The 16,893-nt window shown below is 67.4% G+C and carries 12 protein-coding genes and 2 pseudogenes; 6 read left to right on the top strand and 8 right to left on the bottom strand.

The annotated features are described in order from the left end of the window. On the bottom strand, window positions 1-318 hold a 318-nt coding region (locus tag ACWCQS_RS21620), incomplete at its 3' end, for a hypothetical protein (RefSeq protein ID WP_451005913.1). A 243-nt stretch (window positions 319-561) separates the two neighbouring features. After that, window positions 562-4,221 carry a LamG domain-containing protein gene (locus tag ACWCQS_RS21615; RefSeq protein WP_451005912.1) on the bottom strand — a complete coding sequence of 1,220 codons (3,660 nt, stop codon included), beginning with the start codon at window positions 4,219-4,221 and terminating at the stop codon, window positions 562-564. Between the two features lie 710 nt (window positions 4,222-4,931). Here ACWCQS_RS21615 and ACWCQS_RS21610 point away from each other — a divergent pair. Continuing rightward, entirely contained in the window at window positions 4,932-5,399 is a 468-nt protein-coding gene (locus ACWCQS_RS21610) for a hypothetical protein (RefSeq protein ID WP_451005911.1), read from the top strand. Next, window positions 5,327-5,524: pseudogene (locus tag ACWCQS_RS21605) on the top strand (hypothetical protein); the annotation flags it as partial. The gene ACWCQS_RS21610 and the pseudogene ACWCQS_RS21605, both read left to right, overlap by 73 nt. Before the next feature lie 171 nt (window positions 5,525-5,695). Here the strand turns inward: ACWCQS_RS21605 and ACWCQS_RS21600 are convergent. Beyond that, window positions 5,696-6,340, bottom strand: a complete 645-nt coding sequence (locus tag ACWCQS_RS21600) for a hypothetical protein (protein ID WP_451005910.1) — start codon at window positions 6,338-6,340, stop codon at window positions 5,696-5,698. Beyond that, window positions 6,259-6,570 (bottom strand): helix-turn-helix domain-containing protein, encoded by a 312-nt coding sequence (locus ACWCQS_RS21595; RefSeq protein ID WP_451005909.1) that lies wholly within the window; start codon window positions 6,568-6,570, stop codon window positions 6,259-6,261. Before ACWCQS_RS21595 ends, ACWCQS_RS21600 begins: the two co-directional genes overlap by 82 nt. Window positions 6,571-7,037: 467 nt before the next feature. Between ACWCQS_RS21595 and ACWCQS_RS21590 the strand changes: the two genes are divergently transcribed. From ACWCQS_RS21590 to ACWCQS_RS21580, 3 genes and pseudogenes are all read left to right on the top strand, one after another. Further along, window positions 7,038-7,703, top strand: coding sequence for an ArsR/SmtB family transcription factor (locus ACWCQS_RS21590; protein WP_451005926.1), 666 nt, complete (start codon window positions 7,038-7,040; stop codon window positions 7,701-7,703). Then, the gene (locus ACWCQS_RS21585; RefSeq protein WP_451005908.1) at window positions 7,700-9,037 is read left to right on the top strand and encodes an MFS transporter; all 1,338 of its coding nucleotides are present in this window, start codon (window positions 7,700-7,702) and stop codon (window positions 9,035-9,037) included. The genes ACWCQS_RS21590 and ACWCQS_RS21585 overlap by 4 nt, the downstream gene beginning before the upstream one ends. 589 nt (window positions 9,038-9,626) lie before the next feature. Next, a pseudogene (locus ACWCQS_RS21580) lies at window positions 9,627-10,037 on the top strand (transposase); the annotation flags it as partial. A gap of 73 nt (window positions 10,038-10,110) precedes the next feature. Here ACWCQS_RS21580 and ACWCQS_RS21575 read toward each other — a convergent pair. Together ACWCQS_RS21575 and ACWCQS_RS21570 are read right to left on the bottom strand one after the other, a co-directional pair. After that, window positions 10,111-10,488: a hypothetical protein gene (locus ACWCQS_RS21575; protein ID WP_030825962.1), complete on the bottom strand. Its 378-nt coding sequence runs from the start codon at window positions 10,486-10,488 to the stop codon at window positions 10,111-10,113. A 260-nt stretch (window positions 10,489-10,748) separates the two neighbouring features. Continuing rightward, window positions 10,749-12,443, bottom strand: coding sequence for a serine/threonine protein kinase (locus ACWCQS_RS21570; RefSeq protein ID WP_451005907.1), 1,695 nt, complete (start codon window positions 12,441-12,443; stop codon window positions 10,749-10,751). A 743-nt stretch (window positions 12,444-13,186) separates the two neighbouring features. Between ACWCQS_RS21570 and ACWCQS_RS21565 the strand changes: the two genes are divergently transcribed. After that, window positions 13,187-14,773 (top strand): endonuclease NucS domain-containing protein, encoded by a 1,587-nt coding sequence (locus ACWCQS_RS21565; RefSeq protein ID WP_451005906.1) that lies wholly within the window; start codon window positions 13,187-13,189, stop codon window positions 14,771-14,773. A 182-nt stretch (window positions 14,774-14,955) separates the two neighbouring features. On the opposite strand, the gene ACWCQS_RS21560 is transcribed toward ACWCQS_RS21565, so the two are convergent. After that, on the bottom strand, window positions 14,956-15,834 hold the full coding sequence (locus ACWCQS_RS21560; protein WP_451005905.1) for a hypothetical protein: 879 nt from the start codon (window positions 15,832-15,834) through the stop codon (window positions 14,956-14,958). Window positions 15,835-15,994: 160 nt separating this feature from the next. Next, a complete protein-coding gene (locus tag ACWCQS_RS21555; RefSeq protein WP_451005904.1) occupies window positions 15,995-16,654 on the bottom strand; it encodes a hypothetical protein in 660 nt (219 codons plus the stop codon). Window positions 16,655-16,893: the final 239 nt, after the last annotated feature.

Here is a 16,893-nt window from a genome sequence, read left to right as displayed (position 1 = left end):
CTTCACCACCAAGCCAACCGAACCCGAACCACAGATCACCCCACAACCGGAACCGAAACAGCTGCCGTGACTACACCACCCCGCGGGACATGACCAGACCGCGTGCTGCTGGGCATGTGCGCGCTGGGCCTGGGCCACATTCGCGGCCTTGGTTCTCGCAACCTGTGCACGGGCCTTCCTGGCGCCCAGGCCCGGATGCTTCTGTACCTTGTCGACGCGCTGCTTGGGAAGCACCGGCTTGCCCAGGCCGCCCCCGGCAGCATGAGCCGCCGGCACGCCAAGTCCCGCTGGAACGACCAGCGCCACGCACAGTGCCACGACTGCACCTGCCCGCCGACGCCGTATGCCCCTGTTGTGTGCGGGGGCTCGCCACGGCAACAACACACCGCGGGGCAGACCACTGCCGATCCATCGAGCTTTCATGCCGGAACTCATGACTAGCCTCCCGCGACCGCTGCCGGCCGCCTGCGCACGCCAAGGGATCAAAAGAACAAGGAAATAAGGGAGTCTGGACGGGTGGGACGGCTGCCTGACGCCGCCCCACCCGTACCTGTCACGGGGTCAGTCCCCAACGGTGTCGGTGATCTGCTGCTGGTTGGCCATGGCCCCCGCCCACAGCCTGATGTCGGTGATCTTGCCGGGCAGGTAATGGGCCCAGCTTCCGCCGACGTAACCCTTGCCGGCCGCGAACTCACCCGAGCCCGCCACGGCCGTGTAGGGATGCGTGACATCGGCGTCGTTTTCGTCCGGTCCGAGGTAGAAGTGGATGGTGCCGGACGGGGCGTCATAGGTACCGGTCATCCGCACGGGGCTGCCGAGTACCGCGGCCTCGTCCGAGACGACCCCGGTGAAGCTGCCGTCGACGTTCAGCCGACCGAAGTACCACTTGCCCACGGGGACTGTGGTGTTGGTGTCCGGGTCGATGTCGGTTCCGGTCAGCTGGTACCAGAAGCCCCATGAGGAACCGTCCGCGCTGCGCTGGCCGACGACCTGCGCCGTGTAGCCGACGGGTTTGGACAGCAGGGCGTCACGGTCTACGTCCACCAGGGTGGAGGCGGTGAAGGAGGCCGTGTCGTCCAGGACCGGTCCTGGGGTGGTTGCCGCGCCGTCCATGCCGTTCAGGACGATGGCCTGGCCGTCGAGAGAGGCCCCACCGGACAGCGTGAGTCTGCGGCCGTAGCCTGAGGTGGTGTCCGCCAGCGTGGTGCCGCTCGCACCGTCCGGGTTCCACGCGCCCATCAGTTCCACGTTCGCCGCACCGCTGGAGTCGAGCAGCCGGTCCTCGGTGGCGATGTCGTCGTCCGTCAGGACGCGCTGCCAGACGGCCACTTCGTCGATCCGGCCCCGCCAGTAGTTCACGTAGCTGCCCGGGGTGAAAGCGGCCCGGCCGAACTGCAGCGTCCCGTCGGTCACCGTGGCGTCCGAGGTGGCGGGCAGGGCCACCGGCGAACCCTGCGGGCGGCCGTTCACGTACAGGGCGATGGTGCGGGCCTGGGAGTTGTAGACGCCGGTCACGTGGGTCCATGTCTTCAGCGGCACGCCTGCCGCATCGGCGTTCGCGCCCAGGTACTTGCGGACACCGTTTTCGTACCAGTTCCACAGGAACACCCAGCGCTGGACGCCAGGTGAGTAGTACAGCGCGAACCCGGAGCCGTCACTGCCCGTCTCCGACAGTACGGTGCGGAAGTCGGAGTCGTCGGCCAGGTAGGCCCAGGCCGACACGGTGAACGACGACTGGGTGTTGATCACCGGAGCCGTGGTGGCCGCGTAGCCGGACTGGCTAGTGGTGTCGGAGGTGTCGTTCAACCACAGCGACCGGTCCCCGTCGCCTCTGCGGGCGAGCGAGGACCAGCCCGCTCCGCTCGTGTACAGCGTCGCGGAGTGCCGTGTTCCCTCGGTCGCGGTGTCCGCGGCCGTGGTGACGCCGGACCCGGGCGCTGCGTCGTCGAAGTGCCAGCGGCCGATCGCTGTCTGCCCTTCGGCGACGTTGAACTTGACGATCGCTTTCGCACCCCAGCGGCCGGCGCTGTCCTCGGCCCGCACCTGGAGCTGCTGTGTGCCGGCCAGCTGGGGTGTGATCCCCTTGGTGACCTTGTTTCCGGAGATCGGCTGGGACCAGGTGGTGGAGCTGGCGAGCTTGTACTCGTAGGCGGTGTTGGTGTCCCCGGAGGCCGGTGAGAATGTGACCTGGCCCTGCACCCCCGGACCCCCTGCAGCCGCGCAGGCGTTGGCCGTGCATTCGGAGTACGGGCTGCCGAAGGTGATCGTGGGCGCCTTCGGGGCGGTGGTGTCCACCTTGAAGTAGCACCAGCCCCTGGTGGTCACCGTGCTGTGCGACTCAAGGTAGTCGGCGCCGCTGTTGTAGTAGGAGCGGCTGAACACCGCGAGCCGGTACAGGGGGCCCTCGGACAACGTGATCGGCGACGGGTAGGTCACCACAGTGCCGTTGCCGACATAGCCGCTGGTGGGCCGTACCGGCTCGGTCGCCACGGACCAGCTGCCGTCGCTGTTCTTCTGCTGAATGTAGAAGTGGGCCCGCAGGCTCGCGCCGCTTCCGCCGCCGGTTGCTGTCCACACCGTCGCGCTCAGACTGGGGGTGGGGTCGGCGATCACGTCCGGGTCGCTGGAATCGGTCTCGCAGCTGATGCCGCTGCCTTCGACGATGCCCGCCTTGGTCGGCGCGGCAGGCAGACCGACATAGGTCACCGACAGCACCGCATCGTTCCTGAACCTCTTCCAGGCACTGGTGTCCGACTCGTCCCTCGCCTTGAGCAGCAGGGTCAGCCGGGAGAACTTCCCCGCGGCCAGGTCCCCGACGGCGGAGGTTAGGCTCGATCCGGTGAACTCGATCGGCGCGGCCGGCTGCGAAGGATCACACAGGGAGCCGCGGCCCGCTGTGACGTCGCGGCTTGCCATCGTCCCAAGGTACGAGGGGCGGGTCGACCACGTGGTGGACGAGGAGATGTTGCTGGTGCGTTCCAGATCGACCCACCGTGCGTCACAGGTGAACGACCAGCTCTCGGTGGCCCGGAACGTCGCGGACAGCACCTTCTTGCCCGCCAGGTTGCTGGGTGAGAACTGGAAGTAGAGCCGCTCGGTGTAGCCGGGTCCGCAGTAGTAGCCGTTCCACGAGTCGCAGTGGCCCATGCCCTTGCCCTCGTTGTTGCTGCCATTGCCCCAGTTGAAGTCGGTGACACCGTCGGAGCGCAGATAGGTGTGCGCGGTCTGGTCCAGGCCGATGCTGGGATCGATGTAGAGCGGGAAGGCACCACCGTCACTGTGGGCCAGCATGCCCGCGTCCGGTACCACGGCCAGGGAATCAGAGCTGACCTGCACCGGCAGTACCGCCGATGCGTCACCGTCCCCCGGGCCCAAGACCGGGTCGTCCTGCGTGCCGACGGACGGCCCGGTCGTGGCTGTCGGGGACGGGTCCGTCTGCGTGAACGCGGCCGTCCGCGCGGACGAGGTGGCTGTGCCAGTGGTGGAGGCGTCTCCTTGGGAGTCCCACATCAGCGCGGCAGGCGCCGTAAAAACCGGGTGCGCGTTGTCGTCGACGGCCGTCATCCCGCCGCCGCTCGTCGACGCGACCGTCAGCCCGTCCGACCGGAGCGAGAAGGCCACCTTCTTCAGCTCGGGGTCGGACACCGCCTGAGGAGTTTTCACGACGAGCAGCTCGCGAAAGCCCTCCGTCGTCGCCGTCATCCGCAAATCGACGCCGGGAAGGACATCGGCGTAGACCGCGCTCGCTCCGTCCAGCGTGGGCTTGGGCAGCGTGCCCGGCCAGCCGAGGTGAAGGGACTTGCCATCCCTGGCGATGTCCACCAGCCCCGAGCCGTCGCCGCCCCCGGAGAATGCCAGGCCCACGACGGCCGCTTTCGGGCCGACCGTACCGTCCGCCCGCGCCTGGAGGGTCGGATCGGGGGCCATCCAGGAGCCGTCACTCTGGTGCACCCGGATCGGGACGGCCGACTGGTCCATCGTGAACGTGGTGCCGTCCGGGTTGGCGTATGTCGTGGCGTATTCCGTGCGGTCCTCGACGACCTCCACCGGAGACCCACTCGCCTGCGCCTTCTGCGAAGCAGCCGCCTCCGGCGAGGCCGAGGAGACGGCGGTGGAACCGCCGTCCTGCACCCCGGCAACCGCCACATCCGCGGCAGCCGCCGCGACGGGCTGCAAAAGCAGCGCAACTGCGGCCAGCCACGCCACGGGTGACGACCGCACACGTCTACCCCCGGAATCCCCCACGCCCCGCTCCCAAACTTTTGACGAGCTGATCACAACTACTTGGCGATCGGAAAGCTTGGCAGGGAGGGAGAGTTGGAAGATCATGCACCCTTCCAAGATCAGGCAACATGCCACCCATGTCTGGATCAAGGAAAGGTTCGTTCACTTGAAGGATAGACTCCGGCCATTTCCCGGATGAGCCGCCCGGGATCTCGAGCCTCCCCAGATAAACCCGCAACGTCACCTCCCGGTTCACCGGACACCTGCCGCCGCCGCTCGCGGGGTCCCGGTCCACCGCCGACGCCCTCACCCATCGAGGCCCTGGAGCCAACCTTCCTCGATCCGACTTGGCTGTGTCAGCCCGGCGGCTCGTGCTCCCCCGGAGGCGGGCACTGCGCCACACCGATCTTCACTCGTTCGGGTCAACATGCTGCATCCCGGTGGGTCCGTGGCCACTGTGCGGGGATGTCAACGGCAAGGCCGGGTACGACGGCTGTGGGAAGGCGCCGATGACGACAGCGTCGCACCAGCCGGTGATGCAGACCGTGATCCCGCTGGCACCCAGGCTCTGGTGGCAGAGTGGGCCCGAGGGTGCACCCCTTACTCCTCCCCCGCCAGGAAGGCGCCCGCCAGTACCCTGCGGTTCGCGTTCTACGGCCGGGTGTCGACCGAAGATCATCAGGCCCGAACACGTCACAGGCCGGCAGTTGCTACGCGCCCAGGCCCTGGTCTGCGGACACGGGCGGATCGTCGCCGAGTTTTTCGACACCGCGCGCAGCCGCACCATCCCCTGGGCACGTCGACCCGAGGCGGCGGCCCTGCTCGCAGCTTTGGCCGACCCCGACCGGGACCTCGACACGGTCGTCATCGGCTCCAGTGAGCGGGCCGCGACGCTCGCCGAGTACGGCCTGCACACAGTCGGCAACGTCGTCGACGTCCCCCAGCACACACTGCAGCGCCTCTTCGGCGCCCGCGCCGGCCGCGCCCTCCACAAACACGCCCACGGCCGCGACACCTCGATCGTGGACTCCACCCCGGCCCCGCAAGCCTCAGCACGGAGCACCGCTTTGTCCGCGACGAGCTCGACCCAGCCGCCCACCGGCGGGTCCTGCTCGCCCTTGCCGATGACCTCGGTGCCCGTCTCCGCGCCTCCGGCCAGATCGCCACGGGCGTGACCTGCTCAGTCCATTACACTGCCCGGGATGCCAGCCAGCCCGGTGTGCGGCAGCAGATGTACACCGATCTGCGGCAGGTCCTCGAGGAAGCCACCCCGCCGGAGCGAGCGCCCGCCACCGAGTGAGACGGCGTCCGTCATCACGGTGGAGCGACGCACCCCTGTGCGTCCACGGTGTCAACACCAGCCAGGTGCACGCGGTCTAACCGCCCGTTGCGCCACGACGTGACGTCCCACGCCGTCCGGGTACAGCGCGGGGTGTGGAGTGGCCTCGCCGGTCTCGTAGTCCTATCCGTCTCAGTAGATGGTGACGGACACCCCACACAGGCCGCGAGCGTCCGCCGCGGCCTGCCGCCACATCCGCAGCGGACCGTCCAGGACGCTCTCCTCATCGTCGCCGTAGCCCAGCCAGTCCTGGTCCTCGGCCTCCGCGCGTTCTGTCGCCGTGAAGCCCAGTGCCTGCTCGACAGCAGGCAGCGTCTCGCGCACCTCGGCGGACGTGAGCAAGAAGTTGCCGCACCAGCCAGGGAGAAGGACGGCCCGCTCGGGGCCAATGGCGTGAAAGAAGGATCTGAGCGCGAACTCCTTGCTCTGGACCGAAACGAAGATGTCCTCCGCGCCGGTGACCAGATCCCACACATCCGTGAGGAGTGAGAAGTCGTCGTCGGGCGACAGGCCGTCGTACATCTTCTGCACGTGCTCCCCGGAAGCGGTCAGCTCAAGGAAGGACTCCAGCGCGTCCGCCTCCCTTCGGCAGGACTGACCGAAGGGCTTCCACCAGGTCCGGAAGTCCGGCAGAGGCTCCCGGCGCCAGCGGCCCCAGCGTTCTCGTGCGAACGGCTCGTCCCGCTCCGCAGCGATCAGCGGGAGCAGCCGCGGAGCCAAAGCACTGATGAAGTCGTCGTCGTGGGCGCTGATGGACCAGGCCGAGGTGATACCCATGTCAGGACTGTACGAGGCGCCATTGACAACGTGGGTTCCAGCGGCGCCGACTTGACCTGCTCGTACACCGCCGTCGTTCCTAGCGCGAGCGCCGACGCGGAGGGAAACGCCGCCCGCGCCCGCGCCGCGACCGTGTCGTTGTACACCACCCGCGCGCACCCCAACGCCCGGCCCAGCGGGATGCACTGGCCCGGTCTCGGGTCGAGACGGAAGGCATACCGAAGCTGCATGATCCGGACGCTAACACCAGCCGCTGACAGTCCAAGACGGACCAGCCCGCATCGCTTCATCTACCGGCACCCCGTACTCAGGGCTCAGGTGGAAGCACTACGCCGAGCCCGCAAGGCCGCACCATCCGCACAGTCCAACGCCTCTGACATCGAGGCGGCCTCCAGCACCCTGATCCGCCGACTGAGCCAACAACTCACCGACGCCCGCCGCACACACCACCAAGAGGTAGCCAAACTCCGCAAAGCACTGGAAGTCGCCCACGGCGAACTCCTCACACTCCGACGGAAGCTGGATGACGCTGCTCGAGGCGACCGGCGTGTCGGCGATAGCGCGTGCCAAAGCCCCTGCTGCGTCCGACGTCAGCCCTGAATGCTGTCTGGATGTCAACAGCAACATGCTGAGACCGCAAAGGGTTCTTCGCGAAGAAGCCTTTGCGAAGAACCCTTTGCGGTCTAGAGTGCACGACATGACTGACATCAGCTCGGCACCGGATAGCCCGCATGTCGAAGCGGACGCGGTTGTCCTGGATGCCAAGGGGCTGCGCGCCCTGGCGCACCCGGTCCGTGTGCAGTTGGTCGGGCTGCTGCGGAAGTACGGCCCGTCCACGGCCACCCGCCTCGCGGAACGGCTGGGCGTCAACTCCGGGACGGCCAGCTATCACCTGCGCCAGCTCGGCGCTGCCGGCTTCGTCGAGGAGGACACAGAGCGCGGCAACGCACGGGAGCGCTGGTGGCGTTCGGTGCATCGGATGACGGAGTTCAACGACCGGGACTTGGCTGATCGGGAGCCCGAGGCCGCGCTGGCCTACCTGCAGTCTGTCGCTGCCACCTACAACCTGCGCACTCAGCGGATGGTGAACGAACTGCAGACCATGCCCTGTGCGTGGCGGGACACCTTCGACATGAGCGATTGGGCCCTGCGGCTCACGCCCGAAGAGGCCGTCGCCCTGCGTCAGGAGTTGAGGGCCGTCATTGCCCGGTACCGGAGCGATACGCCGGAGGCGGCGGCGAGTGCCCCCGAGGGGGCCGAGCGGGTCGCCGTGGTTACGCACCTCCTGCCCGAGCTGGATGCGCCCTCCCCGTCAGCCATCCCTTCCGATCCTCAGGAAGCTACAGGAACGGGGACGTCGTGACGGAGAATGTCCCGGACGCTGATGGCACACCCGGTAAGCGGTCCTTACGTCCGCTGGGCGGGGTGCTGGCGGCCATGGCCGTGTCGCTGACCGGCACGCGGATCTCGGCCGTGGCACTGCCCTGGTTCGTTCTCGTCACAACGGGCAGCGCCACCCAGACCGGCCTGGTTGCCTTCTGCGAGATGGCTCCCTACGTGGTGGTGAAGGCGTTCACCGGGCCGCTGGTGGACCGGATCGGGCCGCGCATCGTGTCCTGGACCACGGATCTGGCCAGCGCAACCGCAGCCGCTGCGGTTCCCCTGCTCCACGCCCTGCACCTCCTGTCCTTCCCCCTCCTGCTGGCCCTGGTCGCGATGATCGGCGCCGTGCGCGGCCCCGGCGACCTGGCCAAGGAGGTCATGGTCCCGGAAGCCGCTGAGTGTGGCAGGGTGCCACTGGAACGGGCAACCGGGCTATCCGGCGTGACCGAGCGACTCGCCAGCACCGTTGGCCCGGCGGCCGGCGGCTCCCTGGTGGCGCTGCTGGGTCCCCTGACGGGGCTCGTCGTCAACGCAGGCTGCTTTGCTCTCGGCTCGTTGATCATCGCACTGGCGCTGCCTCGCGGCACGGGGCACGCAGTAGAAGAAGCCCCATCGCAAGCTGGGGAGACGGGATCGGGCTACTGGCGACGGTTCGGCGAGGGCTTCGCCTTCCTGCGCAGCGAGCCATTGCTGCTCACCGTCATCGTCATGGTGGGGATCACCAATCTGCTGGACGCAGCGTTCGCCACGGTGCTCATGCCTGTTTGGGCCAAAGAGTCCGGCAACGGACCAACCGCAATCGGCCTGACGGGCAGCGTGATGGGAGCCGCCGCGGTCGGCGGCAGCCTGATCGCTGCCGTGGCCGCGCACCGGCTACCGCGCAGGGCGGTGTTCTTCACGGGGTTCCTGCTGGCTGGGGCACCGAGATTCCTGATCCTCGCCGCCGATGCACCGTTGGGGGCGGTACTTGCCGTCTTCGCCATCAGCGGATTCGGTTCGGGCTTCCTCAACCCAGTGCTGGGGGCCATCCTCTTCGAACGGGTGCCGCGCCGGATGCTGGGCCGGGTCAACGCGCTCGGCGACTCGCTGGCCTGGGCCGGAATCCCTCTCGGCGGCCTGCTCGCTGGGGCGGCGGTGGCCTCTGTCGGACTTGTGCCCGTACTGCTCGCCTCCGGGGCCGCATACTTCCTCACCACGAACCTGACCGGACTGCGGCCGGAATGGCGCGAGATGGACCGTCCGGGCGGGCGAGGCTTCCTGAAGCGGCACCCTGAAAAAGACGCTTCACAAAGCAGCGCGGATGTCACAACATGACGTTCATGGACCGCCTCAGCGGCATGCCGATGAGGTTCTGACGAGGCCACATGCTTCCACATGCCGTCGCAACGCCGGATAACAGGTGATCAAACTCGGCGTCCCCGAGGCGGCCGGTGTAACCGTAGGAAGCCGCGTTCAGCTGCTTCTCCTTGTTCGTGACCGAGACGGGCGGCCGGATCCCCTTCGTGTAGCCTCCTGAACGGCAGATCGTCGACTTCAGGTTGGCCTGCGTGACGGCCGGCGAAGTCGCGCCCGGCGTGCACTTCGGGTCCGGAAGAGCCTCGCCCTCTCATAGTGGTAGCGGCAGCTACCCGCCGGCGGTTGCTGCTGCACCGTGTACGTCGTCTGAGGCCCCGTGCCCACCGCGATCTGCAACCCTGCCGACCCCGCCGGCACGGCAGTCCCCGACGCCCCGCTCGCCGGGGCCCCCATACCCGAGGTACTCGAGCCGGAAGTCGAAGCATGCGAACAGCCCGCAGCCAGCAAGCAGAAGAGCAACACCGGCGCCACGGCGCGGCGAATGGAACCCATGATGAACCCCTCACGGACCAGCAACAGCTGAGCAGATACTCCCCCGTCCACGTGCCGCCGCCGCAAGGGCACCGCCAACACCCGGGCCGCGCTCAAGTCGATCCGCGCCGCCCGACCCGACGGCGCCCCGATCTACATCATCCTGGACAACCTCTCCGCCCACACCGGCGCCGACATCCGCCGCTGGGCGAAGAAGAACAAGGTCGAGCTGTGCTTCACCCCGACTTAGGCATCCTGGGCCAACCCGATCGAGGCCCACTTCGGCCCGCTGCGGCAGTTCACCCTGGCCAACTCCCACCACCGCAGCCACCCCACGCAAACCCAGGCACCGCACCGCTACCTGCGCTGGCGCAACGCCAACGCCCGCCACCCCGACGTACTTGCCGCCCAACGCAAGGAACGCGCCCGCATCCGCAGCGAGGAGGGCATCCGCTGGGGCGGACGCCCCCTCAACACCGCAGCCTGACCAACCGCGAACCGCAGCGCCCGGAGTGCCGAAAGGGACAAGTTCACGAGAAGGACAGCGACAGAAGGACGACTCAGGAGGCGGACGGCTCGATCTCCCCCGCAAAGACGATGACCTGGTCGATGAGGCTCCGCCGCAGATGGACGACGTCCGTTCCCGCCAGGCGGGGACCTCCATCCGGCGTGGTGAAGACCCACTGGTACCGGGCCCACTCGTCAGGCATGTCCACCGCTGAGCAGCGCACCATCGTGCCGGTCCCCGCCGGGTGGCGCCGGATGTCCAGCACGAACCGCTCGACCGCCGCGATTCCTTCGCTGCGACCCAACGGCCCCCAGAAGACCACGTCTGAGGTCAGGGCCTGGGAGAGCAGAGCAGTCACATAGCTGTCGTCCGAGGCGTTAAACGCGGAGATGAACGTGTCGATCGCGGAGCGTGCAATCTCTTCCTGCATGCCCCAGTAATACCAGCCGTTGCGCGTGCGCTCGTCCCGCGAGTCGCCTTCCGATCACGGTGGACCATCCCGGTCACAGCACTAGACAGGCGTGGTCCGCCACCACGGGGGGAGTGGCGGACCACGCCTGCGTCCACGGTGCCACACCCGTCCCCGACGCGCTCGGTGGTCGGGCGAAGTCACCGCTGGAGAAAGCGACTTCAGCTGATTCAGTGGCCGATCTGAAGCCTTTGCCGCCGAGCCAATGCCCCGTCGGCGGACTACTGGTAGACCGTGGTGATCGGCGTGGAGACGCTGGCGTCGCTGTTGGGGGCGGAGTAGGAGATGGTCCACAGCGCTGCTGTCTTGTTCGGGTATCCGTACAGATCGCCGCCGTTGTCGCAGCCGTAGTTCAGGCGCTGTCCTGCGAGGGTGGAGGTACCGCCGCCCATGAAGGAGCAGCGGGCGCCGTTGGCCAGGACGACGGTGATCGGCTCGATGTCGGGTCCCCCGGGCATGTGATCGTTGTTGCCGGGAAAGCCTTGGGGGACCGACAGTTCGACCATGCGGTAGGGGGCTCCGTCCACGCACAGCGCGCTGGTGTCCTGCGGATCGGAGTCCGGGGAGAAGCACGGGTCGAGGATCCTGTCACCGGCAGTGCAGCGCCAGGCGTCCGTGCGCATGGTGGACTCGGCGGTCCCGAAACAGGAGCCGCTGGCCCGGTCGGTGATGGTAATGCCCCTCGCCGGGGTGCCGTTCTGGGACCAGGGCATGAGCGTGACCACCTGGGTCTGCGTCGCCTGCGCGGCCGAGGCCGTGGCGGTCGGGGTCTGCGACGGTGAGGAGGCGGAGAGGCGGGCGGTGGGTGAGTGGGAGGTCGCCGGTTCAGCGGCAGGAGTGGAGCCGGCCGCGGTGGCCCGCCGGGGGTGGTTGCCGCGTGCTTGGGCATGGCCAGGAGCCAGCGCGAACCAGGTGCCGGTGAGAGAGGCGGCGAACACTGCGGCCGCAACGACGGTGAGCCAGGCGCGCCTGCTGGAGCGGCGTGTCGCAGGAGTGGGCCAGGCGGGGTCTTCGGCGGTCGGAGGGTGCCACTGCTCGGCGATCAGGTTCGGGACCTCGGTGGGCCGGTCGTGGAACGCACCGAGGACCTGTGTCGCCTGCTCTCCGAGCAGTTCGGCGGTCTTCTCCGCGATGGCGGAGGAGGAGGGTCGGTGGGCTGGGTCTTTGGCGAGGCAGGGCTTCACCAGGCCAGCCAACTCGCCAGGGACGCCGCCGAGGTCCGGCTCGCCGTTGAGCACGCGGAAGGCGACGGCCTCGGCGTTGCCGGTGCCGAAGGGGTGACGGCCGGTGGCCGCGAAAGCGAGCAGCGCGCCCCAAGTGAAGACGTCCCCGGGCGGCCCGGCGGTGCCGTCCCGGTAGTACTCGGGGCTGAGCCAGCCCGGGGTCCCGGTAAGCATGCCGGTGTGGGTGACCGCGGTGCCGTCGGTGACGTGGGCGATTCCGAAGTCCAGCACCCGCGGCCCTTCCGGGGCCAGGATCACATTCGCAGGTTTCAGGTCGCGGTGGACGACCCCGGCGGCATGTACAGCCGCCAGCGCCCCGGCGGTACCTGCGGCGAACAGGTGAAGTTGGATCCCGGTCAGTGCCCCATGCGCTGCCGCATGCTGGGAGAGAGTCGGGCCGGGCACGTAAGCGGTGGCCAGCCACGGGGTCTCCGCCTCGGGATCGGCCTCCAGCAGCGGCACAAGGCACGGGCCCGAAACCCGCCCCAGCACCTGCACCTCGCGACGAAACCGGGCCCGGAACTGCTCATCCGCCGCCTGCCCGGCATGCAGGACCTTCACCGCCACCCGCTCGCCCCGCTCCCCCAGCGCGGCGTACACCGTGCCCATCCCGCCAGCGCCCAGAACCCCGACCACCCGGAAGCGGCCGATCCGGACCGGATCCGAGGCACGACGAGCAGCGATCAGCGTCACGAACGACAACCCCCCGGCCGACAGCGAATGTGCGCGAGATGTGAACCCTAGCGAGGATTGCTGACGTCGCACGCCAGTTGGTGTCATCTGAGATATTCCCGTGTTGTGGCTCGCCAACAGCCCCAACAGAACGACTAGTGCGCCTTCGTAAGGCATCTCTGCGGTGCCAGTCCTTCCCCCGGCTGCGCAGGCCACGACCAGCACCGGCCATGCTGGAAGTTTCCAAGATCACGTGTTATGTCGAGAACCACACCGCCGCGCCCGCCCGATGTCGAGGCGTTCTTCCCGGCGCTGGCGAACTACCGGAACACCACAACCCGGCTCCACCCGCGCCCGGGCCGCCCGGACGTGACGGCCAGTTCCGTGGGTGGTCCACTGCTGTGGCCGGCGACCGAACCCTGGCCGGTGTGCACTGAGCCTCACAGCCATGCCCGTGACCGACGCCCGACGGACTTCCACCAGCAGCGGCAGATCCTGGCTGCTGCATGGCTCCGTGAACCGAACCCCGGCCCCCCAGGACGAGGAGCGGCAGCTTCTGGAGGAACCACGCAAGGAACACCGCGTTCAAGAGGCTGCCTCGACCGAGCCACTGGCACCGGCAGATTCTTGCGGTCCGGGCAACCCCGGGCTTCGTTGGGCCGAGGTCGAGAACGGGTCAGGATTGTCAGACCGATCATCTACTGTCAAACCCTGATCAGCTGACAACTGACCCCCTGGTCCGGAGACTTGTTCGAGGTGCGCTAGTGGATGTTCCGTACGAGGCGCGACTGCGCGACATGCTGGCCGATCGCCTGCCTCTCATCGAGCCGAGCCTTCGGCTGATCGGCACGGAGTACCCCCTGCCCAATGCTCATGGAACGCGCGGGCGTATTGACATCCTGGCCCGAGACGGCCACGGGTCATGGGTGGTAATCGAATTGAAGCGATCCGACTCAACCTCGGCTCGGGCCCTTCACGAGGTCACGAAGTACGCCGAGCTGTTACAGCAGGAGATGGGGCTTCGCAAGGACCGCATCCGCGCGGTGATCGTCTCCACCACTTGGCGCGAACTGCGCGTCCCGGTCAGCAACATGGCGCGAGACTGGTCACACGATCTCCGTGGGTACCAACTCACGTTGGACGCCAACGGCGTTCCTGTGCGTGCGGACCGGGTGGAATTTCTCGAAGCGGCGGTACCGCCACGGGTGACTCCGCATCACTTCATCTACTTCTACAACTCCCCGGAGGAGCGAGCGCGAGGCTGGCGCGAGATTCTCGCCAGAGCCGCCGAGGCCGGAGCGTGTGATCTCCTCGCAGCGGACTTCCGGCGCATCTCGCAGAGGGACCTTGTGGTCGCACCGTACGGCCTATATTTCGCAATCGGGCGTCTGGACCCCGACGACGCGCCAGCGTGGCTCCATGACCATGAGACGGAGTCGTACGAGGAGACCGGGGGGTATCCCCTGGAGTACTCGGTCCTTGGTCACATCACCAGGCACGTCTTCGCGGCTGGCTTTAATGCGGCCCGCCCGGGCGTACTCCGGCAGCTTGCAGAGGACCCGCACTGGGAGATCGAGGGCTATCGGACAGCAGGCGAATTTGCGAAGCGCACTTCGCTGGACGAGCGAGATCTTCTCCGTGACCTGAACGGTGACGAAGAGGGGATCGGTGAAGTCCTCTACACAGGCTCCGCGCGCACTACGGATCGTGGAAGATGGCCGGCCTTCCGGGAGGAGAGCAGGAGGTGCTTTGCGGGAAACCCCGATTGGGAGAGGCTCGTGGGACGGTGGCTGGACGAGGTCTCGGCTGATGACGTGGAGCGCGATGTCATGCTCCACGTGTACAACCCCTGCGACCTGATCCGATCTCTGGTGCACGGGTGGCCTGACAAGCTCTCAGCCCTCGTTCCGATGACCTTTGGAGTGGCACTTACCCAGGGCGGCGTCCAGCGCACGATCCGTGGCTCGCTCTACTGGGACGGCGTTCCTCACACCGACGTGACCAACCGGGTGAGGTTGGTGTATCGCGACGCTATGCACTGGCAGGCTCACCGCCTCATGGATGAGACCTGGGTCACCGATCTTGATCTTCTTGACCTGCTCGGACTTCGCTACGTGCTCATTGAGCAGATCGGAGGAAACCCATTCGACCTCTCCGAGGCGCACGAACTCCGGCTCCACTTCGTACAGGACGCGGACCTCTGCACGCTGCCGATCCCCTGCGAGGCGTCACAGCTGCGCGACGCCGGTTGGAACGGTGCCTACTCGCTCGATACCTTCCTTGAGAAGTACAACGATCAGATCGACGCAATGATTGCGAGATTTCGGTCCGGAATGCATGTCGTGCCCTGAGGTTCCTCGGCGATCAGTCAGCGAGGCACCTCCCGTGATCACCAGATTCCGTAGGCTATAGGGCCAGGTCCCCTGGACCGGTGGGCCATCTGGTCCGTGTACGCATCGGTCCGCGTGGCTGGCCACGCGGACCGGCCTGGTCGCCCGGGTCAGCGACGCTGTTCGTTGATCAGCTGGAGGTATCACTCGTACTGGCTGTTGGCCGTTTCGCGGTTGCGGATGAGGCTGCCTTCTTCCATGCGGTAGGTGCGGTCGGGGTCGCCAGCGAAGGAAAGCCAGTTGAAGGAGGTGGTCACCCAGACGTCGTCGTAGAGAAGGACCTTGGCGTGGGTGCTCTTGAGGCGAGTGAAGGTGAACTTGTCCGGGTAGCGATGGGCAAGGTTGGTCAGTTTCTGGACGGCAGCGGGATCGGTCTTGCGGTCGTTGTCTTCGTAGCCGTAGGCGATGTCCACCTTCACGCCCCGGGTCAGGCAGGATTCGCGGCGGCGCAGGAAATCGGTGGTGATGATGGCCTTCTTGATCCACGGTGAGATGAGCAGCAGGCGCCGGCGGGCGTGGGTGAGCGCGTCATCGAGGATTTCAGGGTGCTCGAAGACGCCGATGGCGCGGATCTCGTCGGCTTGCGGCGGGGGCGAGGCAGGGGCAGCCGGGGTGAGGGTCTGGGAGCCGAGCTGGAAAGCGGCCTGCTCGGCGCGGTACTGAGCGACCTCGGCCAGGGGAACTCGGGGGCCTGTTCCAGCTCGGGCTCCAAGACGGGCCGCTCGGCCGGCGCTTCGACGGTGATCCCCGAGGGCCTTGGCGCCGCCGAGCCCGATCAGGGCGAGGTCGTGGGGGTGGCTGAGCTCGCCGTCGACGACGACGCCGAGCTGGATGTCGGTGCGGTCGGGGTCGGCGTAGACAAGCAGTTTGACCGGCAGGACACGCTGGGACTTCGCCTGCAGAATGCTTTTGACCAACAGCACCTCGCGGTCGGTGGCGCCGTTGTCGCGGAGCAGTGCGGTGATGTCGGCGGCGGTAATGTCGCTGTCCTCGACCGGCCCGCTCCGTGCGGCTGGGAGCATGATCATGCCGTCGGATTCGGCCTGGCCGCGGGTGATGGTCGTGCTGATGCCCGTTTTGCTATTTCGGTTGGGTGCAGATCCCTTCAGGGAACTGCACCTTTACGGATAACTGGAACATCGCAGGTCGCGCTCCCCCGGCGCTGCGGCCAGGCGTGGCACGTTACTCCTCGTCGATGGTCTGCAGCTCGACGGGCCGGTCGGCCACGTCAATCGTCTGCGGCGTGGCCAGCAGCTTGTTCAGCCCAAGGGTCAACTGCACGACGAACACGCTCAGTAGGACGGCCAGGGCTATTCGGACCAGGCTGTAGCCGGCGTCGACGTTCGCCGCGGTCTCGTAGTCGCCGGGCGTTTGGAGGTTGGAGTTGGTAACGAACGAAACGTAGACCGCGGCGAAAACCGACAGGAACCACGCCCCGTAGGTCCAGACGACTCCGCGGCCGCCTGGCAGGGCCCTGATCCATCCCAGCCCGATATCGGCGCGTGACATGGCGTTCGCGTGGCCGGCGCGCGCCCACCGCTGGTAGGCGTACAGAACTGCCATGAAGACTACGAAGCGCAACATGCTCGTGGTGTTGATCGTTTGGAGTGCACTGTGCAAAGCCTGCCGGTCATAGCCGTTGTTAGCGGCGGCCAAGGCCCATTGGTGGGCCCGCGTGCGCTCGGCGTAGAACCGCATGGCCTCGCTGACGATGGATACCGCGGCTGCGGCCAGTACCAAGAGCAGTGGGCCCGTCAGCGAGACCCGACCGGGACTCACCTTGGACTGGACCAGCAACGCCGCCTTGTCGTTGCGCCCGCGACGCTGAGGCGGCTTCGACAAGTCGCTCTCCTGCTGACAGACCGGACACAGTCCTTTGATTCCGTCAAAGGCAACTCCACGCTGCCGACACTTCCGGCACGTCAGTAGCATCCCGCGCCCCCTCCTTGCTTGATCGCGGTTGAATTGAGCGCCGCATCCTATTGGGCCCGCCAGAGAGGCGTCGATACCTCTAACGCAGTGAAGATCGAGAATGGGTGCAGATCCCCTGAGGGGATCTGCACCCATTTCGGTTGGTGCGG

It is taken from the genome of Streptomyces sp. NPDC002076, from assembly GCF_053593835.1.
Note: the sequence above shows the minus strand (reverse complement) of the source record. Positions and strands in the feature narration are given on the sequence as shown.

What these genes read in the sequence shown, in the direction of transcription:
- ACWCQS_RS21560 (WP_451005905.1), bottom strand. Translation starts at nt 15,834, where the DNA reads ATGCTCCCAGCCGCACGGAGCGGGCCGGTCGAGGACAGCGACATTACC.
- ACWCQS_RS21600 (WP_451005910.1), bottom strand. Translation starts at nt 6,340, where the DNA reads ATGGGTATCACCTCGGCCTGGTCCATCAGCGCCCACGACGACGACTTC.
- ACWCQS_RS21590 (WP_451005926.1), top strand. Translation starts at nt 7,038, where the DNA reads ATGACTGACATCAGCTCGGCACCGGATAGCCCGCATGTCGAAGCGGAC.
- ACWCQS_RS21575 (WP_030825962.1), bottom strand. Translation starts at nt 10,488, where the DNA reads ATGCAGGAAGAGATTGCACGCTCCGCGATCGACACGTTCATCTCCGCG.
- ACWCQS_RS21595 (WP_451005909.1), bottom strand. Translation starts at nt 6,570, where the DNA reads ATGCAGCTTCGGTATGCCTTCCGTCTCGACCCGAGACCGGGCCAGTGC.